This window comes from Candidatus Mycobacterium methanotrophicum (assembly GCF_023515995.1).
Lineage (GTDB): Bacteria > Actinomycetota > Actinomycetes > Mycobacteriales > Mycobacteriaceae > Mycobacterium > Mycobacterium methanotrophicum.
The window spans coordinates 1,249,336-1,267,005 of the sequence record NZ_CP097320.1; the positions used below are offsets into that span (position 1 = coordinate 1,249,336).

At 65.2% G+C, this 17,670-nt stretch carries 15 protein-coding genes and 7 pseudogenes; 9 read left to right on the forward strand and 13 right to left on the reverse strand.

What is annotated here, in order from left to right; translation table 11 throughout:
- Nucleotides 1–130 precede the first annotated feature (130 nt).
- A pseudogene (locus tag M5I08_RS06805) lies at nt 131–442 on the forward strand (NAD-dependent epimerase/dehydratase family protein); the annotation flags it as partial.
- Here the strand turns inward: M5I08_RS06805 and M5I08_RS06810 are convergent.
- Nucleotides 439–831, reverse strand: coding sequence for a type II toxin-antitoxin system VapC family toxin (locus tag M5I08_RS06810; RefSeq protein ID WP_219066360.1), 393 nt, complete (start codon nt 829–831; stop codon nt 439–441). The pseudogene M5I08_RS06805 and the gene M5I08_RS06810 overlap by 4 nt on opposite strands.
- Nucleotides 828–1,082 (reverse strand): type II toxin-antitoxin system Phd/YefM family antitoxin, encoded by a 255-nt coding sequence (locus M5I08_RS06815; RefSeq protein WP_219066359.1) that lies wholly within the window; start codon nt 1,080–1,082, stop codon nt 828–830. Before M5I08_RS06815 ends, M5I08_RS06810 begins: the two co-directional genes overlap by 4 nt.
- Nucleotides 1,083–1,300: 218 nt before the next feature.
- Between M5I08_RS06815 and M5I08_RS06820 the strand changes: the two genes are divergently transcribed.
- The 3 genes and pseudogenes from M5I08_RS06820 to M5I08_RS06830 form a co-directional block, all read left to right on the forward strand.
- Nucleotides 1,301–1,453, forward strand: coding sequence for a hypothetical protein (locus tag M5I08_RS06820; RefSeq protein ID WP_219066358.1), 153 nt, complete (start codon nt 1,301–1,303; stop codon nt 1,451–1,453).
- Between the two features lie 353 nt (nt 1,454–1,806).
- Nucleotides 1,807–2,712: a hypothetical protein gene (locus M5I08_RS06825; protein ID WP_219066357.1), complete on the forward strand. Its 906-nt coding sequence runs from the start codon at nt 1,807–1,809 to the stop codon at nt 2,710–2,712.
- Nucleotides 2,713–2,727: 15 nt separating this feature from the next.
- A pseudogene (locus M5I08_RS06830) lies at nt 2,728–3,000 on the forward strand (ATP-binding protein); the annotation flags it as partial.
- Here the strand turns inward: M5I08_RS06830 and M5I08_RS06835 are convergent.
- On the reverse strand, nt 2,997–3,467 hold the full coding sequence (locus tag M5I08_RS06835; protein ID WP_219066356.1) for a transposase: 471 nt from the start codon (nt 3,465–3,467) through the stop codon (nt 2,997–2,999). The pseudogene M5I08_RS06830 and the gene M5I08_RS06835 sit on opposite strands and share 4 nt — an antisense overlap.
- Nucleotides 3,468–3,577: 110 nt before the next feature.
- Nucleotides 3,578–3,703: pseudogene (locus M5I08_RS06840) on the reverse strand (IS21-like element helper ATPase IstB); the annotation flags it as partial.
- On the opposite strand from M5I08_RS06840, the pseudogene M5I08_RS06845 reads away from it, so the two are divergent.
- Both M5I08_RS06845 and M5I08_RS06850 read left to right on the forward strand, forming a co-directional pair.
- Nucleotides 3,702–4,005 (forward strand): annotated as a pseudogene (locus M5I08_RS06845) (IS5/IS1182 family transposase); the annotation flags it as partial. The pseudogenes M5I08_RS06840 and M5I08_RS06845 overlap by 2 nt on opposite strands.
- Nucleotides 4,006–4,922: 917 nt before the next feature.
- Nucleotides 4,923–6,518: a Na+/H+ antiporter gene (locus M5I08_RS06850; protein WP_219066355.1), complete on the forward strand. Its 1,596-nt coding sequence runs from the start codon at nt 4,923–4,925 to the stop codon at nt 6,516–6,518.
- 167 nt (nt 6,519–6,685) lie between these two features.
- Here the strand turns inward: M5I08_RS06850 and M5I08_RS06855 are convergent, their stop codons facing one another.
- The 4 genes from M5I08_RS06855 to M5I08_RS06870 form a co-directional block, all read right to left on the reverse strand.
- A complete protein-coding gene (locus M5I08_RS06855) occupies nt 6,686–6,928 on the reverse strand; it encodes a hypothetical protein (protein ID WP_219066354.1) in 243 nt (80 codons plus the stop codon).
- 158 nt (nt 6,929–7,086) lie between these two features.
- Complete coding sequence (locus M5I08_RS06860) at nt 7,087–7,353, reverse strand: type II toxin-antitoxin system RelE family toxin (protein ID WP_219066353.1); 267 nt, start codon at nt 7,351–7,353, stop codon at nt 7,087–7,089.
- Nucleotides 7,350–7,625 (reverse strand): type II toxin-antitoxin system Phd/YefM family antitoxin, encoded by a 276-nt coding sequence (locus M5I08_RS06865; RefSeq protein ID WP_219066352.1) that lies wholly within the window; start codon nt 7,623–7,625, stop codon nt 7,350–7,352. Before M5I08_RS06865 ends, M5I08_RS06860 begins: the two co-directional genes overlap by 4 nt.
- Before the next feature lie 235 nt (nt 7,626–7,860).
- The gene (locus M5I08_RS06870; RefSeq protein ID WP_249763170.1) at nt 7,861–8,457 is read right to left on the reverse strand and encodes a DUF6431 domain-containing protein; all 597 of its coding nucleotides are present in this window, start codon (nt 8,455–8,457) and stop codon (nt 7,861–7,863) included.
- A 218-nt stretch (nt 8,458–8,675) separates the two neighbouring features.
- Here M5I08_RS06870 and M5I08_RS06875 point away from each other — a divergent pair.
- Nucleotides 8,676–9,511, forward strand: a pseudogene (locus M5I08_RS06875) (class I SAM-dependent methyltransferase).
- A 431-nt stretch (nt 9,512–9,942) separates the two neighbouring features.
- On the opposite strand, the gene ltaE reads toward M5I08_RS06875, so the two are convergent.
- Nucleotides 9,943–10,956, reverse strand: coding sequence for a low-specificity L-threonine aldolase (gene ltaE / locus M5I08_RS06880; RefSeq protein WP_219066351.1), 1,014 nt, complete (start codon nt 10,954–10,956; stop codon nt 9,943–9,945).
- A gap of 67 nt (nt 10,957–11,023) precedes the next feature.
- A complete protein-coding gene (locus M5I08_RS26140) occupies nt 11,024–11,365 on the reverse strand; it encodes a cysteine hydrolase family protein (protein WP_255564665.1) in 342 nt (113 codons plus the stop codon).
- Between the two features lie 516 nt (nt 11,366–11,881).
- Between M5I08_RS26140 and M5I08_RS26610 the strand changes: the two are divergent.
- Nucleotides 11,882–12,019: pseudogene (locus M5I08_RS26610) on the forward strand (tRNA-binding protein); the annotation flags it as partial.
- Between the two features lie 248 nt (nt 12,020–12,267).
- The gene (locus M5I08_RS06890) at nt 12,268–13,434 is read left to right on the forward strand and encodes a hypothetical protein (RefSeq protein ID WP_249763171.1); all 1,167 of its coding nucleotides are present in this window, start codon (nt 12,268–12,270) and stop codon (nt 13,432–13,434) included.
- A 53-nt stretch (nt 13,435–13,487) separates the two neighbouring features.
- Here M5I08_RS06890 and M5I08_RS06895 read toward each other — a convergent pair.
- The 3 genes and pseudogenes from M5I08_RS06895 to menE all read right to left on the reverse strand — a co-directional run bounded on the left by M5I08_RS06895 (nt 13,488) and on the right by menE (nt 17,648).
- Nucleotides 13,488–14,779 (reverse strand): annotated as a pseudogene (locus tag M5I08_RS06895) (hypothetical protein).
- Nucleotides 14,780–14,790: 11 nt separating this feature from the next.
- A complete protein-coding gene (locus M5I08_RS06900) occupies nt 14,791–16,527 on the reverse strand; it encodes an NAD-binding protein (protein WP_219066349.1) in 1,737 nt (578 codons plus the stop codon).
- Nucleotides 16,528–16,556: 29 nt separating this feature from the next.
- Nucleotides 16,557–17,648 (reverse strand): o-succinylbenzoate--CoA ligase, encoded by a 1,092-nt coding sequence (gene menE, locus M5I08_RS06905; protein ID WP_370328622.1) that lies wholly within the window; start codon nt 17,646–17,648, stop codon nt 16,557–16,559.
- Nucleotides 17,649–17,670 lie beyond the last annotated feature (22 nt).

Sequence of the window (17,670 nt, forward strand, 5' to 3'; positions counted from 1 at the left end):
ACCGTCGCGAATACCCTGGATTTGCGCAACGCCGTACATCCCTTCCGTCTTGAACCAGATTGCAGTCCAAAACGTAGGCAGGACACGGCGTTGTGCCCCAAAACCCCTGCTCACAGACCCACGACTATGGCAGAAGAGCCACTTCGTGCACGTCGACGACGTGGCCACCGCCAACGTGGCGGCGGCTGCCACTGATCGGGCCGGGTTCATCGCCGCCAATATCTGCTCCGGACAACCAATTTCGATCATGCAGGTCGCCACGATGCTCTGCCAAGCGCGTGATGGCGCCGTGTCGCCGGTTGTCACCGGCCGATATCGCAGCGGCGATGTGCGCCACATTGTCGCTAATTCGGCTCGCGCCGCCGACGTGTTGGGTTTCCGCGCGGCCGTCGATCCGCGGGAAGGATTGCGCGACTTCGCTTTTGCACCGGTGCGCGGCTAGAGCTTGATGACCGCGACATCTGTCATTGCGTCGTAATCGCTATCCTGCGTCAGGATAGGAAGGTTGTGGGCCATGGCGGTCGCTGCGATCCAGCTATCATTAATCGGCACACGCCGATTCGCTGCTCGGAGCCGGGAGACCAGCAGTGCCCAGGCTTCGGAAACGGCCTCATCGATGGTAAGCGGTTCGAACCGCTGGGCGAGCTGATAGGTCGACAGTCGACGCGCACTCGCCTCAGGACCGGAGGCCTGCAGCACTCCGAGCCGCAGCTCACCCAGCGTGATCACCGAGACACCGAATTCATACTCCGCAAACCGGGCGGCGTCGACTCGCGCCGATTCAAGGCCGATCAGAACAGACGTATCGACCACCGCTCGCCGAGCCGTCATGACGACACATCATCCGTCGTGTCCGTCAGCGCTTCTCCAAGTTCCGCATTAAGTCCTGTGGTGTCAGGGCCGAGACGCGATAGTTCGCCGATCACCTCGGATGCCGGCAACCACTGACGGCGCCGCGGCAACGGAACGAGCTTCGCCACCGGGCGATTGTCTTTGAACACCTCGATCTCCTCGCCGGCCTCAACCCGCCGCAAAACCTGGGCGGTGTGATTGCGGAGGTCGCGCGCCGGAATAGCAGCCATGCTATAATCGTAGTCATAGTTCGACGATCGTAGCAATAGGCAAACGACCGGACTTCAGGCTTACGGCGTCGGATAGATCTTGGGCCGGGCTCCGGATGCGGGGTTGCCGTGTTGGCCGTGGCACGACCGGCATGACCGGCGCCACGACAGGCACGACCGGTGGCCACTTCCACTTCTGACTGCACAAAAGGTGCGCGGTTCCTCTACTGTCGAAGGCCATGCCCGACGCTCTGGTCACGGTGGTGCTGCCCTATCTGAACGAGGCCGAGCCGCTGCCTGGCTATGTCAACTTGAAGTGGCCCCACCGTGACGGCGCGGATTGGCCCCATCTGAAATCTTCGTGGAGCGGGTTGGCGGACGTGGGCCACTAATCGCTGTTGGTGCGAGCCGAGCGCCGTGCGATTCGACGGGCAGGGGCCTGACCCCTGCCCGTGCCACTGCGCGATGAGGGGTTGCAGAGGCTCGCGGGTCAAGCGGGTCAAGGGTGGCCGAAAGGGCCATCGCGAAGCGACGCGGTAGCGCCCTTGACGCGTGAGGGGCGGCCCCGTAGCCTCGCGCGGCGCTCGGCGGAGGTGACCGGCGTGGCCAAGGCGAGCCTCATCGATGGTGCCAGGGGTCGGTAGGCTTGGTGTTCGTGGCGTGAGCCTCGGATCGGCCTTTTTCGGGGTCTTGATGTTGGCGAGCCGGTTGAGCTTGGTGAAGCTTCGGCCGCGGAAACCGGTGGGTGATCGCCGGGATCGTGGTGCGGCTGCCGTTCTGCAGCCACCCAGTCTGCTTGCCGGTGCTGTTTCGGCTCTGGGCCGGCAAGGGCACCGCCTCCCCGGTGGAGCTGGCCGGCGACATGATCACCGTGCTTGCGCAAGCGTTCTCGCACAAGCAGATCCACGCTGTGGGCGATGCCGCCTACCACGGCAAGCCGCTGCTGGTGCCCGGCACCACCATCACCACCCGGCTGCCGGCCAACGCGTCCCTGCACACGCTGGCGCCGCCGCGCACCGGCCGCCGTGGCCGACCCGCCAAAAAGGGCTCACGACTGCCCCGGCCAGCCGAGCTGGCCGCCACCGCAACCTGGCGCACCACCCCGGTGAACCGCTACGGCCGCAGCGACACCATCACGATCACCGAACGCGACTGCCTGTGGTACGGCGCCTTCGGCGACACCCCCGCCCGGGTGGTGCTGGCCCGCGAACCCGACACCGCCACCGGCTATGACCTCGCGGTGTTCACCACCGACACCACCACCACCACCGACGCCGCGGGCATCATCGCCCGCTACGCCGAGCGCTGGTCGATCGAACCCGCCAACGCCACCGGCAAACAACTGCTCGGGGCCGGCCAAGCCCGCAACCGTGTGCAACGCGCCGTGGAGCGCACCGTACCTTTCGGGTTCCTCGTGCAGACCTTGGTGATCATCTGGCACGCCCTGTTCGGCTATCACCCCGACGACCTCACGGCCCGCCACGCCGCCGGGCCCTGGTATGACCACAAGGCCGAACCCGCCTTCGAAGACATGCTCGCCAAGCTCCGCCGCGCCCTGATCGCCGCCCGATTTAACGGCATTGGCCCAGCTCAACCCGATCCCCACAAATACCGCGACTACGAACTGGCCTGCGCCGCAGCCGCCGCATAACTGCGAAAGTCGAGTTTGATACTCATTGACGAATTGGGGTACCTGCAGCTGGATCGGCGCGGGGCGGAACTGCTGTTCCAAGTTCTCGCCGAGCGCGAAGAGCGCTCAGCGATTGCCATTGCCTCCAACGAGCCATTCTCTTCGTGGACAAAGACATTCACCGATCCGCGGCTCTGCGCGGCAGTTGCCGGCAGGTTGACGTTCGGCGGACGAATCATCGAAACCGGCAGCACCTCTTACCGACTCGCCCACACCCGCAACGTCAAGGCGGCGAAGGCCTCCGGTTAGGGTCGCTGGCCAAGCCAGTCGCTGACGAACGCCCAGCTGAGTTTGGCCGGTCCTTGTGCGGCGCCGTCGTGGGTCCAAAACGCGTGATGCACCTTGCGGCCCCAGCGGCGAAACAAGGTGTCATCGACCGCGACGGTGATCGCCGCGTCGGTGTCGAGCAACCGCTCGACGATCAGCCGCGCGATCGCCAGGCCCAGCCGGTCGGTGTCCCAGCGATAGGTGGAAAAGAACCGGCAGGCCGAGTGAATCGACACCAGCGCGGCCATTCCCGCCCCGGCGAGCATGCCGACCACGGCGCGCCGCATAGTGCGGGCGACAAGCCCGGCTGCCAGCAGCGTGAACATCCCGAAGGTCGAGGACCCGCCAAACACCGGCCGCAGTGTCTGCAGCAGTTCACGCCACGAGGCCGGTAAGGTCAGGCCAGAAGCATCGGCGGCGTCTCGAACATCTGGGCGAGTACATGTCATCCGCCGATGCTTCGTCATGATCACGGCCTGATCACGACGACACGCCGATCAAGTCACAACTGACTCACCAGTCACACCCGCCGCAGCCGCCGCATAACTGCGAAAGTCGAGATCAAATCTACTTTGCCGTAATGGGTTATCAGTTTGGTGAGTTGCTTGTCGTCGGCGGCTTCGGCGAGCTCGTTGACCAACTTGCTGGCCAGCGTGTAGCGCACCCGGTAGCCGGCTTCGGCGGCAAAGGCGAATCTGGTGTCGGATCTGGTCAACGACGCGTTGGCGGTGCTGGCCGAGTTCACCGGTGACGACGCGCCCGAACGTGAGAACGCCGCGGCGGACGCGTTGGGGCTGTTGGCGCTGGTGGCCGGCCAGGACGGGGAACCGGCCGAGGATTGCGATGGTAGCGACGGGCGCTGGCGCATCGCGCGGAGGGTGGCGTGCGATCGGGTGATCTCCACCGTCGATCCGCAGGCTCGCCACACCCGCAAATCCAAGTCGGCGCGCCGTGATGGGTTTTCGCGGGCATGTGACCGCCGCGCCACACCGGTGCCGGCGAGCATACCCACCACCGTGCGAAGCGCGGCTTGCGCGACCAGTCCGGTGGCCCGCAGCGCGAACACCGCGAAAGTCGCTGATCGGCGGAACGCGGGACGAAACGTATCCAGCAACCCACACCATGAGGCGGGTACGGTCAACGAGCGAAGCATCGGCGGGACCTCGAACATTCGAGCGAATCCATGAACACGCCGATGCTTCGCTACGGTCACGGCCTGACCACAATCGTCCCATAAATCACACTGGCCCCACCCGCCTAACTGCGAAACTCAAGAACAAGCCCCCCGCAACCAAGATGACCGGCACTTCCATTGGGCCTGACCACGCCAACAACCCTCCCTTCGCGCACACACACAGTTCTTCGAATGCGCAGGGCGATGAACAAGAAGGCCGCCAGCTCGCGCCCTCGGCGCGCCGGGGGCTCGGTGAACAGATGGCGTTTCGGTTGACAGGGTACGGAGATGCGGACCTGCGCGTGCGGATCGCGGTGTCAAGTGCGGCGGCGGCGCGGCCAGCCGCGATACGGCTTCGCGCGCCCAGTGCCTGCCGGAGCCAAGGCTGATAGGACCACCTGATTGCCGGGGCGAATTCCAGCAGTCGTTGCACATGGGTGGTCAATGCGCTTATGCGATTAGCTTATCGAGACGTTCGGCCGGTGTTTGCCAGTCGATAACCGTTGTACGCCGGAAAGGCTGGCACGCTGGACGTCGACGCCGTCTCAACGGCACCGGCGTTCGACGACCTAGCTGAAGGGGATCGGCAGCTCGTTTGTCGGCGAGTGTTCGGCCGCCGCCGGCCTGACCACGGCCATCGCCTCACCGGCTTTCGACATCGTTGTCGCTGACTGAGCTGTGCCCGTAGTTGCGCCACGCGTTGTCCTTAGCCCGCCACGAAGCAGGAGGTGTGGATTTGATCCCGGTCACCTACACCATCCTTCTGCTCTGCGGCCCGGCGATGGCCATCGCCGCGGTGTGGGGGGCTGATCGGGCGCGTGTGCCGTATCCGGTCTTGCTGGTTGGCGTCGGTGTGTTCCTCAGTTGGTTTCCCTGGACGCCGTCACCGGAGATCTCGCCCGAAGTCGTGTTCTACATTTTCTTGCCTCCGTTGGTCTTTTACGCGGCGTTCTTCGTGGACCCAGCTGATTTGCGCAGGCACGGCCGGCTTGTTGCGCTTTTGTCGGTGGGATTGGTGCTGGCGACCGCGGCTGCTGTCACCGGTGTTTTGACCAGTCTGTTGGGCTTTTCGCTGATGGCGGCCGTCGTGGCCGGAGCGATCGTCGCGCCGACCGATACGGTTTCGGCCCTGGCTATCTTCCAGCGACTCGAAACACCCGAGCAGATCTCGACCATCGTCGAAGGCGAAGGACTGACCAACGACGGCTCCGCGCTCGTTCTCTACACCGGCGCCGTCGCCACCGCGGTGGCGGGTACGGTGCACCCCGGCCAACTGGTGATCACGTTCGTCCTGGGCCCGGTCGGCGGCGCGGCACTCGGCTTGGCCATTGCCTGGCTGACAGTCAAACTGCGGCGGCGCATGGACCACCCGTCGCTGGAGATCACCATTTCGCTGGCGACTCCGTACTTCACCTATGCTGCGGCGGACGCCGTTGGCATGTCGGGGGTGTTGGCCACCGCTGTCGCCGGCGTGTACATCGGCACCCGGCTCAGCGATGTCTACACCCCGGCTACCCGACTGCAGGCCATGGCGTTTCTCGACGTGCTGGTCTTCTTGCTCAACGCGGTGCTGTTCATCCTGGTGGGCATCCAACTTCACCAGCAAGTCAACTGGGCCGCGGACAAATCTATTCTGCATCTGCTGCTGGTGGCGTCAGCGGTGGTCGCCGTGGTGATCGTCACGCGGCTGATATTCACGCTGGCCGGACCTGCCATCGCCAAGCTGCGGGGTCGATCGGTGAGCGCCGATCTCTGGCGGGAGCGGGCCGTCGTCGGGTGGTCCGGCATGCGTGGTGGGATATCGCTTGCAGCCGCGCTTGCCGTTCCGCTGAGACGCGCGGACGGCTCGCCTTTCCCCGATCGCGAGCTTGTGGTGCTCATCACGGGGATAGTCATCGTCTCAACGCTGGTCCTGCAGGGCGTCTCCATGCCTCGGTTGCTGCGCCGACTCGGATTCAGGCCCGAGGACTTTCGCAGCGACGAGGACCGAGCCCGGCTGCGTGCTGCCCGCGCCGCACTGCAGTGGTTGGACACGCGAAGAGAAGATTTTCATCAAAGCGCCAATGGCGCTGTGGAACCGATCCGGGCCCTCTACGCGGCCAAAGTGCAGCACCTGGAGAGGGCCAGTGCGAACGGCCAGGCGCCAGACGACGCCGATAAAGCCGTCAACGAGCAGAGCGGATACGTGGACCTGCGACTGGAGTTGCTCGAAGTGGAGCGTTCAGAAGTGTTGAGCTTAAAACGCCTGGGCCGCATCAACGCGTCCGTTTGGCGCACCATCGAGCGAGGCTTCGACCTCGAGGAATCCCATATCAGCGGTCGCTGAGAACCCCAGGGATGGCGTATAGCCCGAATTGGTAGCGGTGGTCTGGGTTGCTGGTAGCAAGATTCCAGACAGCTGGTAGCGCGGGGGTGTTGGCTTTGGTCTCCTTGGCGACGGCGACGCGTTTGTTGACCGCCGTTTTGTCTGTGAGGAGGCAGAAGCGGTTTCCGTCAATCTGTCCCAACCTCCCTTGTTCGCCGGCGCGAGCGGCGACCGATCTCGGCGAGCATGCGTCGTCGCCCAACCGGCAGCCGAGACAAGTCGAGGTGATCGGCGCCGTGACGTCGCAGGAATTCCAGCTTGTCCAGCTCGGACTTGAGCAGCTCAGGCGTGGCGACGGTGGCCCCGCGGCGCAGCCACGCGGTGAGCATTTTCGATGAGCAGAACTGGGCAGTTTCAGTGAGCGCGATCAACGCAGAGCACCTCGTCGAGGCTGACGGTGCGCAGCCCGGCGGCGACCGCGCGCCGGGCGAGTTCGGCGATACGCAGTCGACTCGTTGAACGGCCCTGCCGCAGTAGCAGCAGTTCACCAAATCGTCTGCGCTAGAGGGCCATTGCGACATACCCATCGTCATCCGGGCCTGTAGACTTGGGAGCGGTGGCCGACTCTAATGATCACGATCTGCTGACGGTGCTCATCAAGCATGTACAGCACACGGTAGTCGCCGCGGCGCGCAGACCAGTGTCCGTGAAAATTTTCGCGCAGCGGCTTGCCGATGCGGCGCGGATCACTAGCAAGAGGGCCATAGATGAACTCCACCACAGCGGGTATTACCCTCGGCGGCAGCTTGTCGATGTCGCGGCGCGCACTGCTGGCAAGGCCCACTGTCCAACTCACCGGTGGCCAACGCCATAACGGCGCCGGACCTCGCCCTCGGTCATCAGCAAACCCGCCTCGGCTTGCTCGCGCGCCTTCGCGATGTCCTCATGTACGCCGGGCTGCGACTGCCAGTAGAGCGTCTCTTCAAGAGCCTCTAGATCCTCAACAGACATCAGTACCGCCGCGGGCTTGCCGTGCCTGGTAATGGTCACGCGTTCGTGGGTGTTGATGGCACTGTCGATCAACTCGTTCAACTTCGCCTTTGCTTCGGTCAGCGGCAAGGTAGTCATGCCGTCAGGGTATCACAACGGCACCGAATACGGAGCCGAGCAGAGCCGAATACAGCGCCGACAAGGCTGCGATTTTCGACTACTTGGAAAAGGGGGATGCAGGTCGGCGCCGCTTCGAGGCCGAACGGCGGGCAAGTTGGGCCCGTGAAGCTATCAGCTTTTGGAGGCGAGTGACGAGGTGTACCACCGCGGTCACGGACGCCCCCGATGGCTCGCGGGAGCGCTGCAATGAGGGTCAGGCCGGTGGGGCCAGCAGGCGGCCTCGGGTGTACATGCCGATCAGGGTCCAGGGCGGGTCGTCGATGGCGTATCGGTGGCGGTCCCAGTGGGCGGCTGCCGACAGGATCGCCAACGCGTGATGCAGCATGTTGCCGGTGTTGCGCAGCGCGGAGAACGTGTCAGGGTTCAGTGCCAGTAGCTGCCGGGTGCCGTCTTGGTAGAGGCGTTCCAGGTGTGCTGGGGGGAGGCGGCGCAGCCAGCGCCGCACCGTGGACACGGGCCGGTCGATGGTGGCCGCGATGCTGCGGTACCCGAGTCCTTTTAGCTTGTGTAGCAACGCTGTTCCGATCACCGCCGTGGTGTCGGCGTGACGTGGTTGCAACGCCGCGGGCATCACGATGTGCGTTGATGAGCACGATTGGCATCGGGTGCGGCGGGGCCGCACCGTCACCGTGGTGCCGTCGCGGTCGCGCACGGTGCGCCGCCGGCCGTATCCCCAGCCGACCAGCTGGCCGGTGCGACAGAGCGGGCAGCGCAGTTCTCGGTCGGCGAGTAGTTGCTCGGCGAGTTCGGTGGTGCGAGCGACGATCACCGTGGAGCCAGTCCATGACACATCAGCCTTACCTACCACCCCGGGGCGGGGATAGGGGTCAGTTCGTGTTGGGCGACACCAGATTTGGGTCGGTCGCCGTCGCTGACCGTGACGACCAGACGAATCCCCATCGCGTCGGGGCCGAATCTGGGGAGTTGACGGTGCGACCACAATGACGAATACCGCCTCCGTGGTCGTCACACAGAGGGACGGTGAACATTGGCGGATAGCCTTGGCGGATGCGGGATAAGCCCGACAAGGTTCGTGTCGATCTGGCCGGCCCGGCTCAGACCATGCTGGACATGCTCTACGCGAAGGCGTTGGATGCTGCCGCCGATAATCCCATCCTGGGAGACACCCACGCCCCGGCATTGGTGCGGCAACTCGACTACGACTGGCGTCGGACGAAAATCACCGCACGAAACAAGAAAGCGTTCTTCGCCGCCGTGCGTAGTGCGCACTTCGATGAGTGGGCGCACCAGTTCCTTGCGGCGCATCCCGAGTCGGTAGTGCTGCACTTGGGATGTGGTCTCGACGCCAGAAGGTTGCGGTTGCAGCCGGGCCCTGGCGTGGATTGGTATGACGTCGACTGCCCCGAGGTTATTGCTCTGCGTGAGCGGTTCTATCCCTCTGACGGCGGCTACCGGCTCGTCGCGGCGTCGGTAACCGATCCGGCCTGGCTGGCCGCGGTCTCCAACGACCGACCAGTGTTGTTGCTGGCCGAGGGCTGACCATGTATCTCGAAGAGTCGGGCGGTATCGCGTTGCTGCGCCGGGTTGTGCAGCGTTTCCCGTCCGGAGAGTTGTAGTTTGATGCTTTGACCCGGCTGGGCATTAGGTCCTCACAAAAGCTGCTTCCCGTCGTGCGTCAATCTGGATCGACCTTGCACTGGGCTGTCAACAGCCCAAGCGACATCTTGCGCGCCGTCCCGGGCGCCCGACTGTTGTCGTCAATCCCGGCGCTGGACGCCGAGCTACTCGCCCGTGCGCCACGCCGCTACCGGTTGGCAGCACGACTCTTGACGCCGCTGCCGCCGGTGAGAAAGGCGCAACGGTTTTACCGATACGCGTTCTGACCGCCGCTGCGGTTTTTGCCGACAGATGCTTTCAGATGCCAAGGGTTAAGAGAGGCTGTCAAGTATGGGGGTCGATGTGGTTCGGCGGTATGAACGTGATCGACCCAGAAGTCGCAGAGGCGCTGTTATCTCGACGAGTTGTGGCCAGCGGAGCCTTTGTTTGCTGCTTCGCTTGCCAGGTGGCCCTATGCCACGGCGGCGGTCTCGCATTTGGTGAAATGGGAGCGATCAGATCCCATCCCGGTCTTGCAGGGTTGGTCGGAACTCATTTGGTGACTTCGATTGCTAACGCACGCATCTCGTCGGGAACGCCGTCCGTGTGACGAGTGGTGGTCGTCGGGCTGGGGTTAGATGCCAGCCCCGTACCGGGTGTCGTGCCTCGCATTATCGAGATTTGGGACTGGTCGTTTGCTGTCCGGATCGCCCACCTGTTAGCCGCGCCGCTGCGCGAAATACGTGCCGACTGCGTCGATGAACATGTCGATGTCGTCGCGCGAGACGTCGCAGTGGGTGACGAAGCGCGACTCATACAGCATCTGGGTGAGGATTCCGCGTTCCTTGAGCCACGCATCGAGCGGCGCGCAATCAGCTTCGGGGAATTGGGCGAACACCATGTTCGTCGCCTGCGACAGCACCTTCACCGGTGCGATCCCCGCGAGCCCTTTGGCGAGATGCGCGGCGTTCGCGTGATCGTCCGCGAGGCGCTCGACGTTGTGTTCGAGCGCATACAGGCAGGCCGCCGCGAGGATGCCCGACTGCCGCATCCCGCCGCCGAGCACCTTGCGCCAGCGCTGCGCGCGTTCGATCAGCGGCCGGCTGCCGATCAGCGCCGAGCCGACCGGCGCACCGAGTCCTTTCGAGAAGCAGATCGACACCGTGTCGAATGGTGCGCAAAGGCCGGCAATCGGACGGCCCGACGCGACTGCTGCGTTGCAGACGCGTGCGCCGTCGAGGTGTGCGGACAGGCCGTGGCTGCGCGCCAGCGTGACGGCCTCCTGCACGTAGTCTTCCGGCAGCACACGGCCGTTCATCGTGTTCTCGAGCGCGAGCAGACGTGTGCGCGCGAAATGGTTGTCGATCGGCTTGATCGCGGCGGCGATCTTCTCGAGCGGCAGGGTGCCATCCGGCGAGTTCTCGATCGGCTGCGGCTGGATGCTGCCGAGCACGGCCGCGCCGCCGCCTTCGTACTTGTACGTGTGCGCGAGCTGACCGACGAGGTATTCGTCGCCGCGCTCGCAATGCGCCATCAGCGCGGCGAGATTACTCTGCGTGCCGCTCGGAAAGAACAGGCTCGCCTCCTTGCCCGCGCGCTCGGCCACCACCGCCTGCAGGCGCAGCACGGTCGGGTCGTCGCCCCATACGTCGTCACCGACTTCGGCGCCAATCATCGCCGCCAGCATTGCCTGACTGGGACGCGTCACGGTATCGCTGCGCAAATCGATCATCGTTTGTACCCCGAGTAAATGCGGACTGGAACGGACCTGCCCAAACAAATGCTGGCCGCTGCCATTGTTATTGCTGGCCGGCTGGGTCGCGTGTCGTCTTCCCGAGGCGTGCGATGACCGAGTCGGCACGATCCAGTGTCACGCCGATGTTCGTCATTTCCGCGCGGCCGCGCTCGTAGCGCCCGGATACCGCATCCTCGACGAGGATGACCCGGTAATCACGCTCGCTGGCCTCGTAGATGGTCGTGCGTGGGCAGTTGGGGTAGTTGCATCCGGCGACCACCACAGTGTCGATGTTCTGCTGGCGGAGATGGTCGTTGAGGGTGGTGGCGAAGAAGGCGCCCCACCGGGGCTTGTAGAGAACGATTTCGTGGTTGCCGAGCTGCTGGGGTTGTCCCGAGAGCAGCAATTGATCGTCGAGTTGTGCGGGTGGGTCAGGCAGCAGGCCGGGGCCAATAACCGTCCTGGTGTGCCCGGGCGCAGCATCGGAGTTGGGCCGGTGACGAGATTCTTGCGTATGGGCTCGGCGTTGCTTCCATCGGCTAGGTAGAGCCGGACTATGTGCACGATCGGCAAGCCAGCGTTGCGAAACGCCTGGCACAGACCGGCGATCCGAGGCACGGGCGTCGAAGTCCCTGGAATCTCGAGCGGCGCCCCATCGAGGGTGTCAGCTTGAACATCGATCGTCAGCAGAGCTACAGCATCAAAGTGCGGCTCGATGAGGGACTGCATTTTCATAGCATAGGTACACATTCAGACGCGCGCGTACCGATGCCGCTTTGGCGCCAGCAAGTGTGCAACCGGGAGCCCGAGAATGGTCGAAAGCGGTTGCGCTAGTGTGCTTCACGAGCAATTTTGAACAGGAGAGCAGGTGCCATCCACGACGATCGAAGCGTTTCTCGGTGTCGACATTCGCGTCGGGCGTGTGGTCGAAGCCAAAGAATTCCCGCGCGCCCGCAAGCCCGCCTATAAGTTGTGGGTCGATTTCGGTGATCTGGGCATACGCAAGTCCAGCGCCCAGATCACCGATCTCTACACCACCGATGAGCTTGTGGGCCGGTTAGTGTTGGCAGTGGTTAACCTGCCGCCGCGCCAAGTCGCCGACTTCATCTCAGAAGTTCTACCCGGGGCTTCGCCCCAGCCCGACGAGGCATGCCGTTGGTCACCGTTGGTTTGGGGGCTGCGGTCGGCGGGTGAAGACCGTGACCGGCGGACCGGCCCGGTGGATGAACCGTCATCACGGTTGGTTGGCCGACTGGCCGTCCCGTCTCCGCCCGGAGCCCATCATGACCGTAGCGCGATCCGTCGCCGATGTCTTGGCCGAGCCATGTGGTCTTTGAGGTCGAATGCATCGACCGCATGTTCTGCAACGTCTACGTGCCGGGGTTGCAGTACGCGCCCGGCCTGGTGGGCTATGTGCACCAACAGTTGGGTCTGCCGATCGCCTCGACCGCGCCGCTGGCCCGTATCACCGAGGCGTTCGACAAGGCCGTGCACCGGTTCGCCCGCGACAACGCCATCCCGTGGGTCGATTTCGCCAAGGGGCAGCGCAAAGACGACATCGCCCACGAGTACCTGGCGGGGTTCACCGGCAGCGAAGGGGTGCTGTTCGTCGGGCGGGCGCAGGAGAAGACCAAGCTGTTTCGCACCGAGAAACGCCGCGACGCCCACGGGGATACCTATCCGTGGATCGTGGCGAGCACCGGGCTGGTGAACCATTTCTATTTTTATTGCTACGACGGCGATTTCGGCCCGTTCTTCATCAAGTTCTGCTCGTATTTCCCTTACAGCGCCAAGCTGTGTATCAACGGCGACCATTGGGCCCAGCGCCAGACGGCCAAGGCCGGCATCGGATTCACCGCGCTAGACAACGGGTTCGCCGCCGTCGATGATCCCGCCGCGCCGCAGGCGATCTGCGATCGGCTCGGCGAAGAGCAGATCGACGCGCTGCTGCGCAAGCGGCTGGCCATCCCGCCGCACCCGTTCACCGCGAGCGACCGGGCCGCGGGCTACCGCTACGAGCTCTCGATCCTGCAGGCCGAATTCTCCTTGACCCAGATGCTGGACAAACCCGTGGCGGGCCGGATGTTTTTCGAACACGTCATCCGCGACAACCTCGGCATCGGCCGCCCCGACCAGGTCGCCCTGGTCGTCGGCCGCCGCCTGATGCGCCGGGGACCACACCGCGCACCCGGTCCATTTCGCACCCGGGTGATCACCCAGGGCGTGATAATCGAGGAGTCTCGGCCGGCGATCTCCGCCCTCAACGAACGGTTCTACACCGAAGCCAGCGTTTGGCTGCAGCCGCACGTGCAAAGGCGCCGCATCAAACCTCTCGCGTCCCGGTTGTGCCAAGCACTCTGGACGGGACCCAGCGTCGAATACGCCAGGCTGTGGCTTGCGCGGGCGACGGAGTTCGACATCCTCGCCGCAGCGCCGGTCCTCGGTAAGGCCGCATGGAACGCCCTCAAGGTTTGATCCCACCACCCCCCGTAGCGATGGCCGATCGTCGACAGCTTCTTCAGGCTGTCCTACCAGCGGGTAAAGATCAGGCTGTTCAACAAAAGTGCCCCGATGACATTAACGGCCAGCCACAGCCGTACCGAACGCGACGGCAACAGCGCAGGCGCGGCGGTCAGCCAGACGGTGTGCGGCAGCCAAATGCGTTCGGTCTCGGCCTTGCTCAGCGTGCTCAAGTCCGCGCAGACAATGGCAACCAGCATCGCCAACATCAGTAGCTGCAGGCCGGACCGCCGGCGGAGCGCGCTCAGGTCGAAGACGCCGCCGAGTCTCGCGGGGCTGCCTACGCCGATCGCGCACACCGCTGATGCCAGGTTGGCCCAGCCCCAATACTGAAACAGCCGGTCATGCGCAATGCCCTGCCAATAGCGCTGCTGCACAAGGGTATAGCCGTCAAACCGGCAGAAGCCGGTGGCGATGAGCACACTGCCGCCACCGCGGTTGCCCCTAGTGTTGCCGGGCCCAGTGCCCGCAGCGCCGAGCGCCAGTTGGTCGCGCACACCAGCACCGCCAACGCCGGAATCGCCGTCAACGTCAGGCCGTAGCTGAGGAACACCGCCCAGCCGAGCAACAACCCCGCTGCGGCCGCGACCAGCGTCGGGAATCGAATAGTGCCGTGTACCGCCAACGCCAGCAGGGTGATGCCCCAGGCGGCGATCCCGACGAAGTACCCGTCGGCGGAGACCGCGATCCAAGATCGCCGTCGGCGCAACGGCGACGAACGGCGCGGCACGTCGCGCGGTCGACTCGTCGGCCAGAGTTCGCAGCGCGATCACGATTGCAGCAGCCGTGCTCGACCCGACCAGCAGGCACAGCAATCCGGCCCACGCGCCGCCGCCCAGGCCAACGCGGTCCAGCCAGGACAAACGTCAGCAGCGCCCCCGGCGGGTGACCGGAGACATGGGTGACCCACGAATTCGGTTGGAAATCAAGAATCCGACTGGAGAACGTATGCAGTGTCTTCGGGATGTCGGTGATGTCCGGTACTTGCGCCAGATACTCGTCCTTGTCGGCCAACCGACCGGCGAAACCGCGCTGCCAGCCGTCGATCATCGCGAGCGAGAACGCCCACACACACGACGTAGCCCAGGCGACGAAAGGCAGCATGATCGCCGGCGCCGTGCCCCAGCCGACGTGCGCCTCGAACCAGCCGAAAATCGGAGCGGCGCCGGCATGCCAGCCGAAACGGTCCGGCGCGGCATGCCGGCGCGCCACGATGCCCCGGTGCATGCGGGGGCCGATGAACGCCGCCGCAACCAGGGCCGATTGCAGCCGCGGTCGCCTCCCGGCGAGCGATCCTCACGACCGGCGAGCCTATTGGCCGGCGGCCGCGTCGGCCCCGGGCTGTCGGGGCGGCCGTCCTTTGCGCAGGGTGGCGAGCAATTCGCGGTAGGGCCCGACAAGGTAGACGGTGTCGTCGGCGTGCAGTCGGGCGTCGCGGCGTGGGTGCAGCTTGACCAATGCATTGGGCCGGCCGATGGCGATGACCCGAGTTTGGGTGGACATGTCGAACATGCGCAGGCCGTCGAGTTCGCTGCCGGGCGCCACCTGCATGGCGCCGAGCACGAACGAGCGTTGCCCCACCGAGAATGTCCCCAGCACCTGCAGGCCGACGGCGGCGCCGATGAACCACGGCGCGGCGAGCTCGACGGTCGAGCGTACGTTTTCGAAACCGAACCGCTGCGCGACCGCGAAACCCAGCGTGCGGTCAAAGACCCGCAGCACCAGCGGAGTGTCGGTCCAGTTGAGCCCGGGCCGTATTTCCGTTCCCAGCATTTCGGTCAGCACGATGCCGGTTTCGATGTTGATCATGTCGTCGCGCGTCAGCACCGCCACGGCGCGGGCACCGTCCATCCGTGCCGATTGCAGAGTTTGACGCAAGGTGGCGTCGCCGAAGATCACCGGCACGTCGAGTTTGCGTACCGCCGACAAAAAGCGGTTTTCCTCGTTTTGCTCGATCACCGCAACGTCGTATCCGGCGGTGGTCAGGTCGGTGACGACGCGCATCGCGAGTGCGCTCAATCCGACGACCAGGATGTGGTTGCGCAGATGACGTATTCGGGGCCGTGCGGCCGCGAGGATGACGCGGCGGGACAGCAACACGTCGGCTATGAAAGCGACCAGCAAAGCGCTGGTCGTCACCCCGCTGAACATCATGAAGGCCGCAAACAGCCGCAGCCAGGTGGGTTGGTGCACGAAGCTGAAGTCGCCGTAGCCGGTCGTGGTCATGGTCTCGACGCTGAAATAGAACGCGTCCACCCAGCCCATCCGCGGCGGGGCTTTGTAGTTGAGACGCAGCACCACCGCGCAGGTCGTCAGCAACATCAGCGCCCCGGCCACTACCGGATAAAACGTGGGGTTGAAATCGTCGACCAAGGCCCAGACGGCATCGACCGCGCGGCGTGGCCAGGGCCGATGCGACCGCGTGCGAGTTGTGCGCGGAATCCTGATGCCCTGGGCGGCCACTTCGTCGGCGGTGCCGACCATCATCGTCCAGTCACCGGCCTGCACCCGCTGATCCCGGCCCGGGCAGACGTCGATCTCGCCGGGGGTGGGGGAGTTTTCGCCCTGGATCACCGCCACCGGCGCCAAATCGCCGAAGAGTTCGCGCAGCGTCGCGTCGCGGTACGCCTCGCTACCGGCGACGACGAATTGCATTCCCGCGGCCTCGAATTGGTGAGTTCGTCGCCCCAAACATGCCTCGACGATCGACGGCGCCGCGAGTTCGGCGACGTTGAGGATCGCGCCTGGCCCGTTGTCGTCGGCGATCGCTTCACGCAGCACGTCGTTGGAGACCCGTGCGACCACCCGTGCGTTCGGGTTGGCCTTCCTTGCCAGCAGCGCGATCTCGAGGTTAATCGCGTCGTCGTCGCCGGCGCAGACCACCGCGAGTGCATGAGTGACCTCGGCCAAGGCGAGCTCGCGGGCGACCCCGGCATCGGAGGTCTCGATGTTGGCCAACCGGGCGACGGTCACGCCGGCATTTTTCAGCTCGTCGATGATCGTCATGGCCAGCGCGTCGTCACCACTAACAATGATGTGGCGGTGCATCGGCACATTATGTCATCCGGTATCAAGACCTAGCGGCGCTGACACCGGCGTGCCAGTGCTTGTCGGTCCACCTTGCCGATTCCGCGCATCGGCAGCGCATCGACGATATGCAGCTCGCGGGGCGCGGCGGTTCGGTCCAGGGTGTGCGTCAGGTGCGCCCGGAGCACCTCGAGCGACGGTTGCCCACTACCGTCGGCGACCACGACGGCAGCGACCACCCGCTGACCCAGCCGCTCGTCGTCGACCCCGAACACCGCGCAGTCCGCCACGGCAGGGTGGGTCCGCAGCGCGGCCTCCACCGGGTGCGGCAGCACCGTCAACCCACCCGTGCTGATCGCCTCGTCGACCCGGCCCAGCACACGCAGGACACCCGAATCATCCACAGCTCCAATGTCATCGGTGTGAAACCAGCCGGAGTCGGCGAACGGGTCGGGGTCGGGCGGGTTGCGATAACCGTTGGCCAGTGTCGGGCCGCCGATCACTATCCGGCCGTCGGCCCCCAGCCGCAGCCGGACCCCGTCGAGGGGGACACCGTCGTACACGCAGCCGCCGGCGGTTTCGCTCATCCCATAGGTGCGGACCACCGTGATACCCGCGGTCGTGGCAGCGTCCAGGACCGGTCGCGGCGCCGGCCCGCCGCCGATCAGCACGGCGTCCAGGTCGGCCAGCGCCGCGGCGGCCGCCGGATCGGTCAGCGCCTTGGCCAACTGGGCGGCCACCAGCGCCGTGTACCGGCGACCAGAGCCAAGTTGGGCTACCGCAGAGGGTAATTCGGTGACGTCGAAGCCGGCCGAGACGTCCAGCTCGACCGGAACGGTATCGGCCAGCAGGCTGCGCACCAGCACCTGGACACCGGCGATGTGGTACGGCGGCAAAGCCAACAGCCATCGGCCCGGCCCGCCCAGCCGGTCATGGGTGGCCGCCGCGCTGGCGGTCAGCGCGGCGGCGGTCAACAGAGCACCCTTGGGCGCGCCGGTAGTTCCGGACGTCGTCACCACCAGGGCGATGTCGTCGTCGATGGCTTGTCCCACCCCCAGGTCCGCCCGCAGCTCCGCCAACGTGGATCGGCGATCGCCATCGGCAGGCACCGGCAGCAGTGCGGATGCCCGCCCGTCCAGCACCTGCTCAAGGGCCGCGAGCAGC

What these genes read in the sequence shown, in the direction of transcription:
- M5I08_RS06820 (WP_219066358.1), top strand. Translation starts at nt 1,301, where the DNA reads ATGCCCGACGCTCTGGTCACGGTGGTGCTGCCCTATCTGAACGAGGCC.
- ltaE (WP_219066351.1), bottom strand. Translation starts at nt 10,956, where the DNA reads ATGATCGATTTGCGCAGCGATACCGTGACGCGTCCCAGTCAGGCAATG.
- M5I08_RS06900 (WP_219066349.1), bottom strand. Translation starts at nt 16,527, where the DNA reads ATGCACCGCCACATCATTGTTAGTGGTGACGACGCGCTGGCCATGACG.
- M5I08_RS06835 (WP_219066356.1), bottom strand. Translation starts at nt 3,467, where the DNA reads ATGACATGTACTCGCCCAGATGTTCGAGACGCCGCCGATGCTTCTGGC.
- M5I08_RS06810 (WP_219066360.1), bottom strand. Translation starts at nt 831, where the DNA reads ATGACGGCTCGGCGAGCGGTGGTCGATACGTCTGTTCTGATCGGCCTT.
- M5I08_RS06865 (WP_219066352.1), bottom strand. Translation starts at nt 7,625, where the DNA reads ATGACTACCTTGCCGCTGACCGAAGCAAAGGCGAAGTTGAACGAGTTG.
- M5I08_RS06890 (WP_249763171.1), top strand. Translation starts at nt 12,268, where the DNA reads ATGTCTTGGCCGAGCCATGTGGTCTTTGAGGTCGAATGCATCGACCGC.
- M5I08_RS06815 (WP_219066359.1), bottom strand. Translation starts at nt 1,082, where the DNA reads ATGGCTGCTATTCCGGCGCGCGACCTCCGCAATCACACCGCCCAGGTT.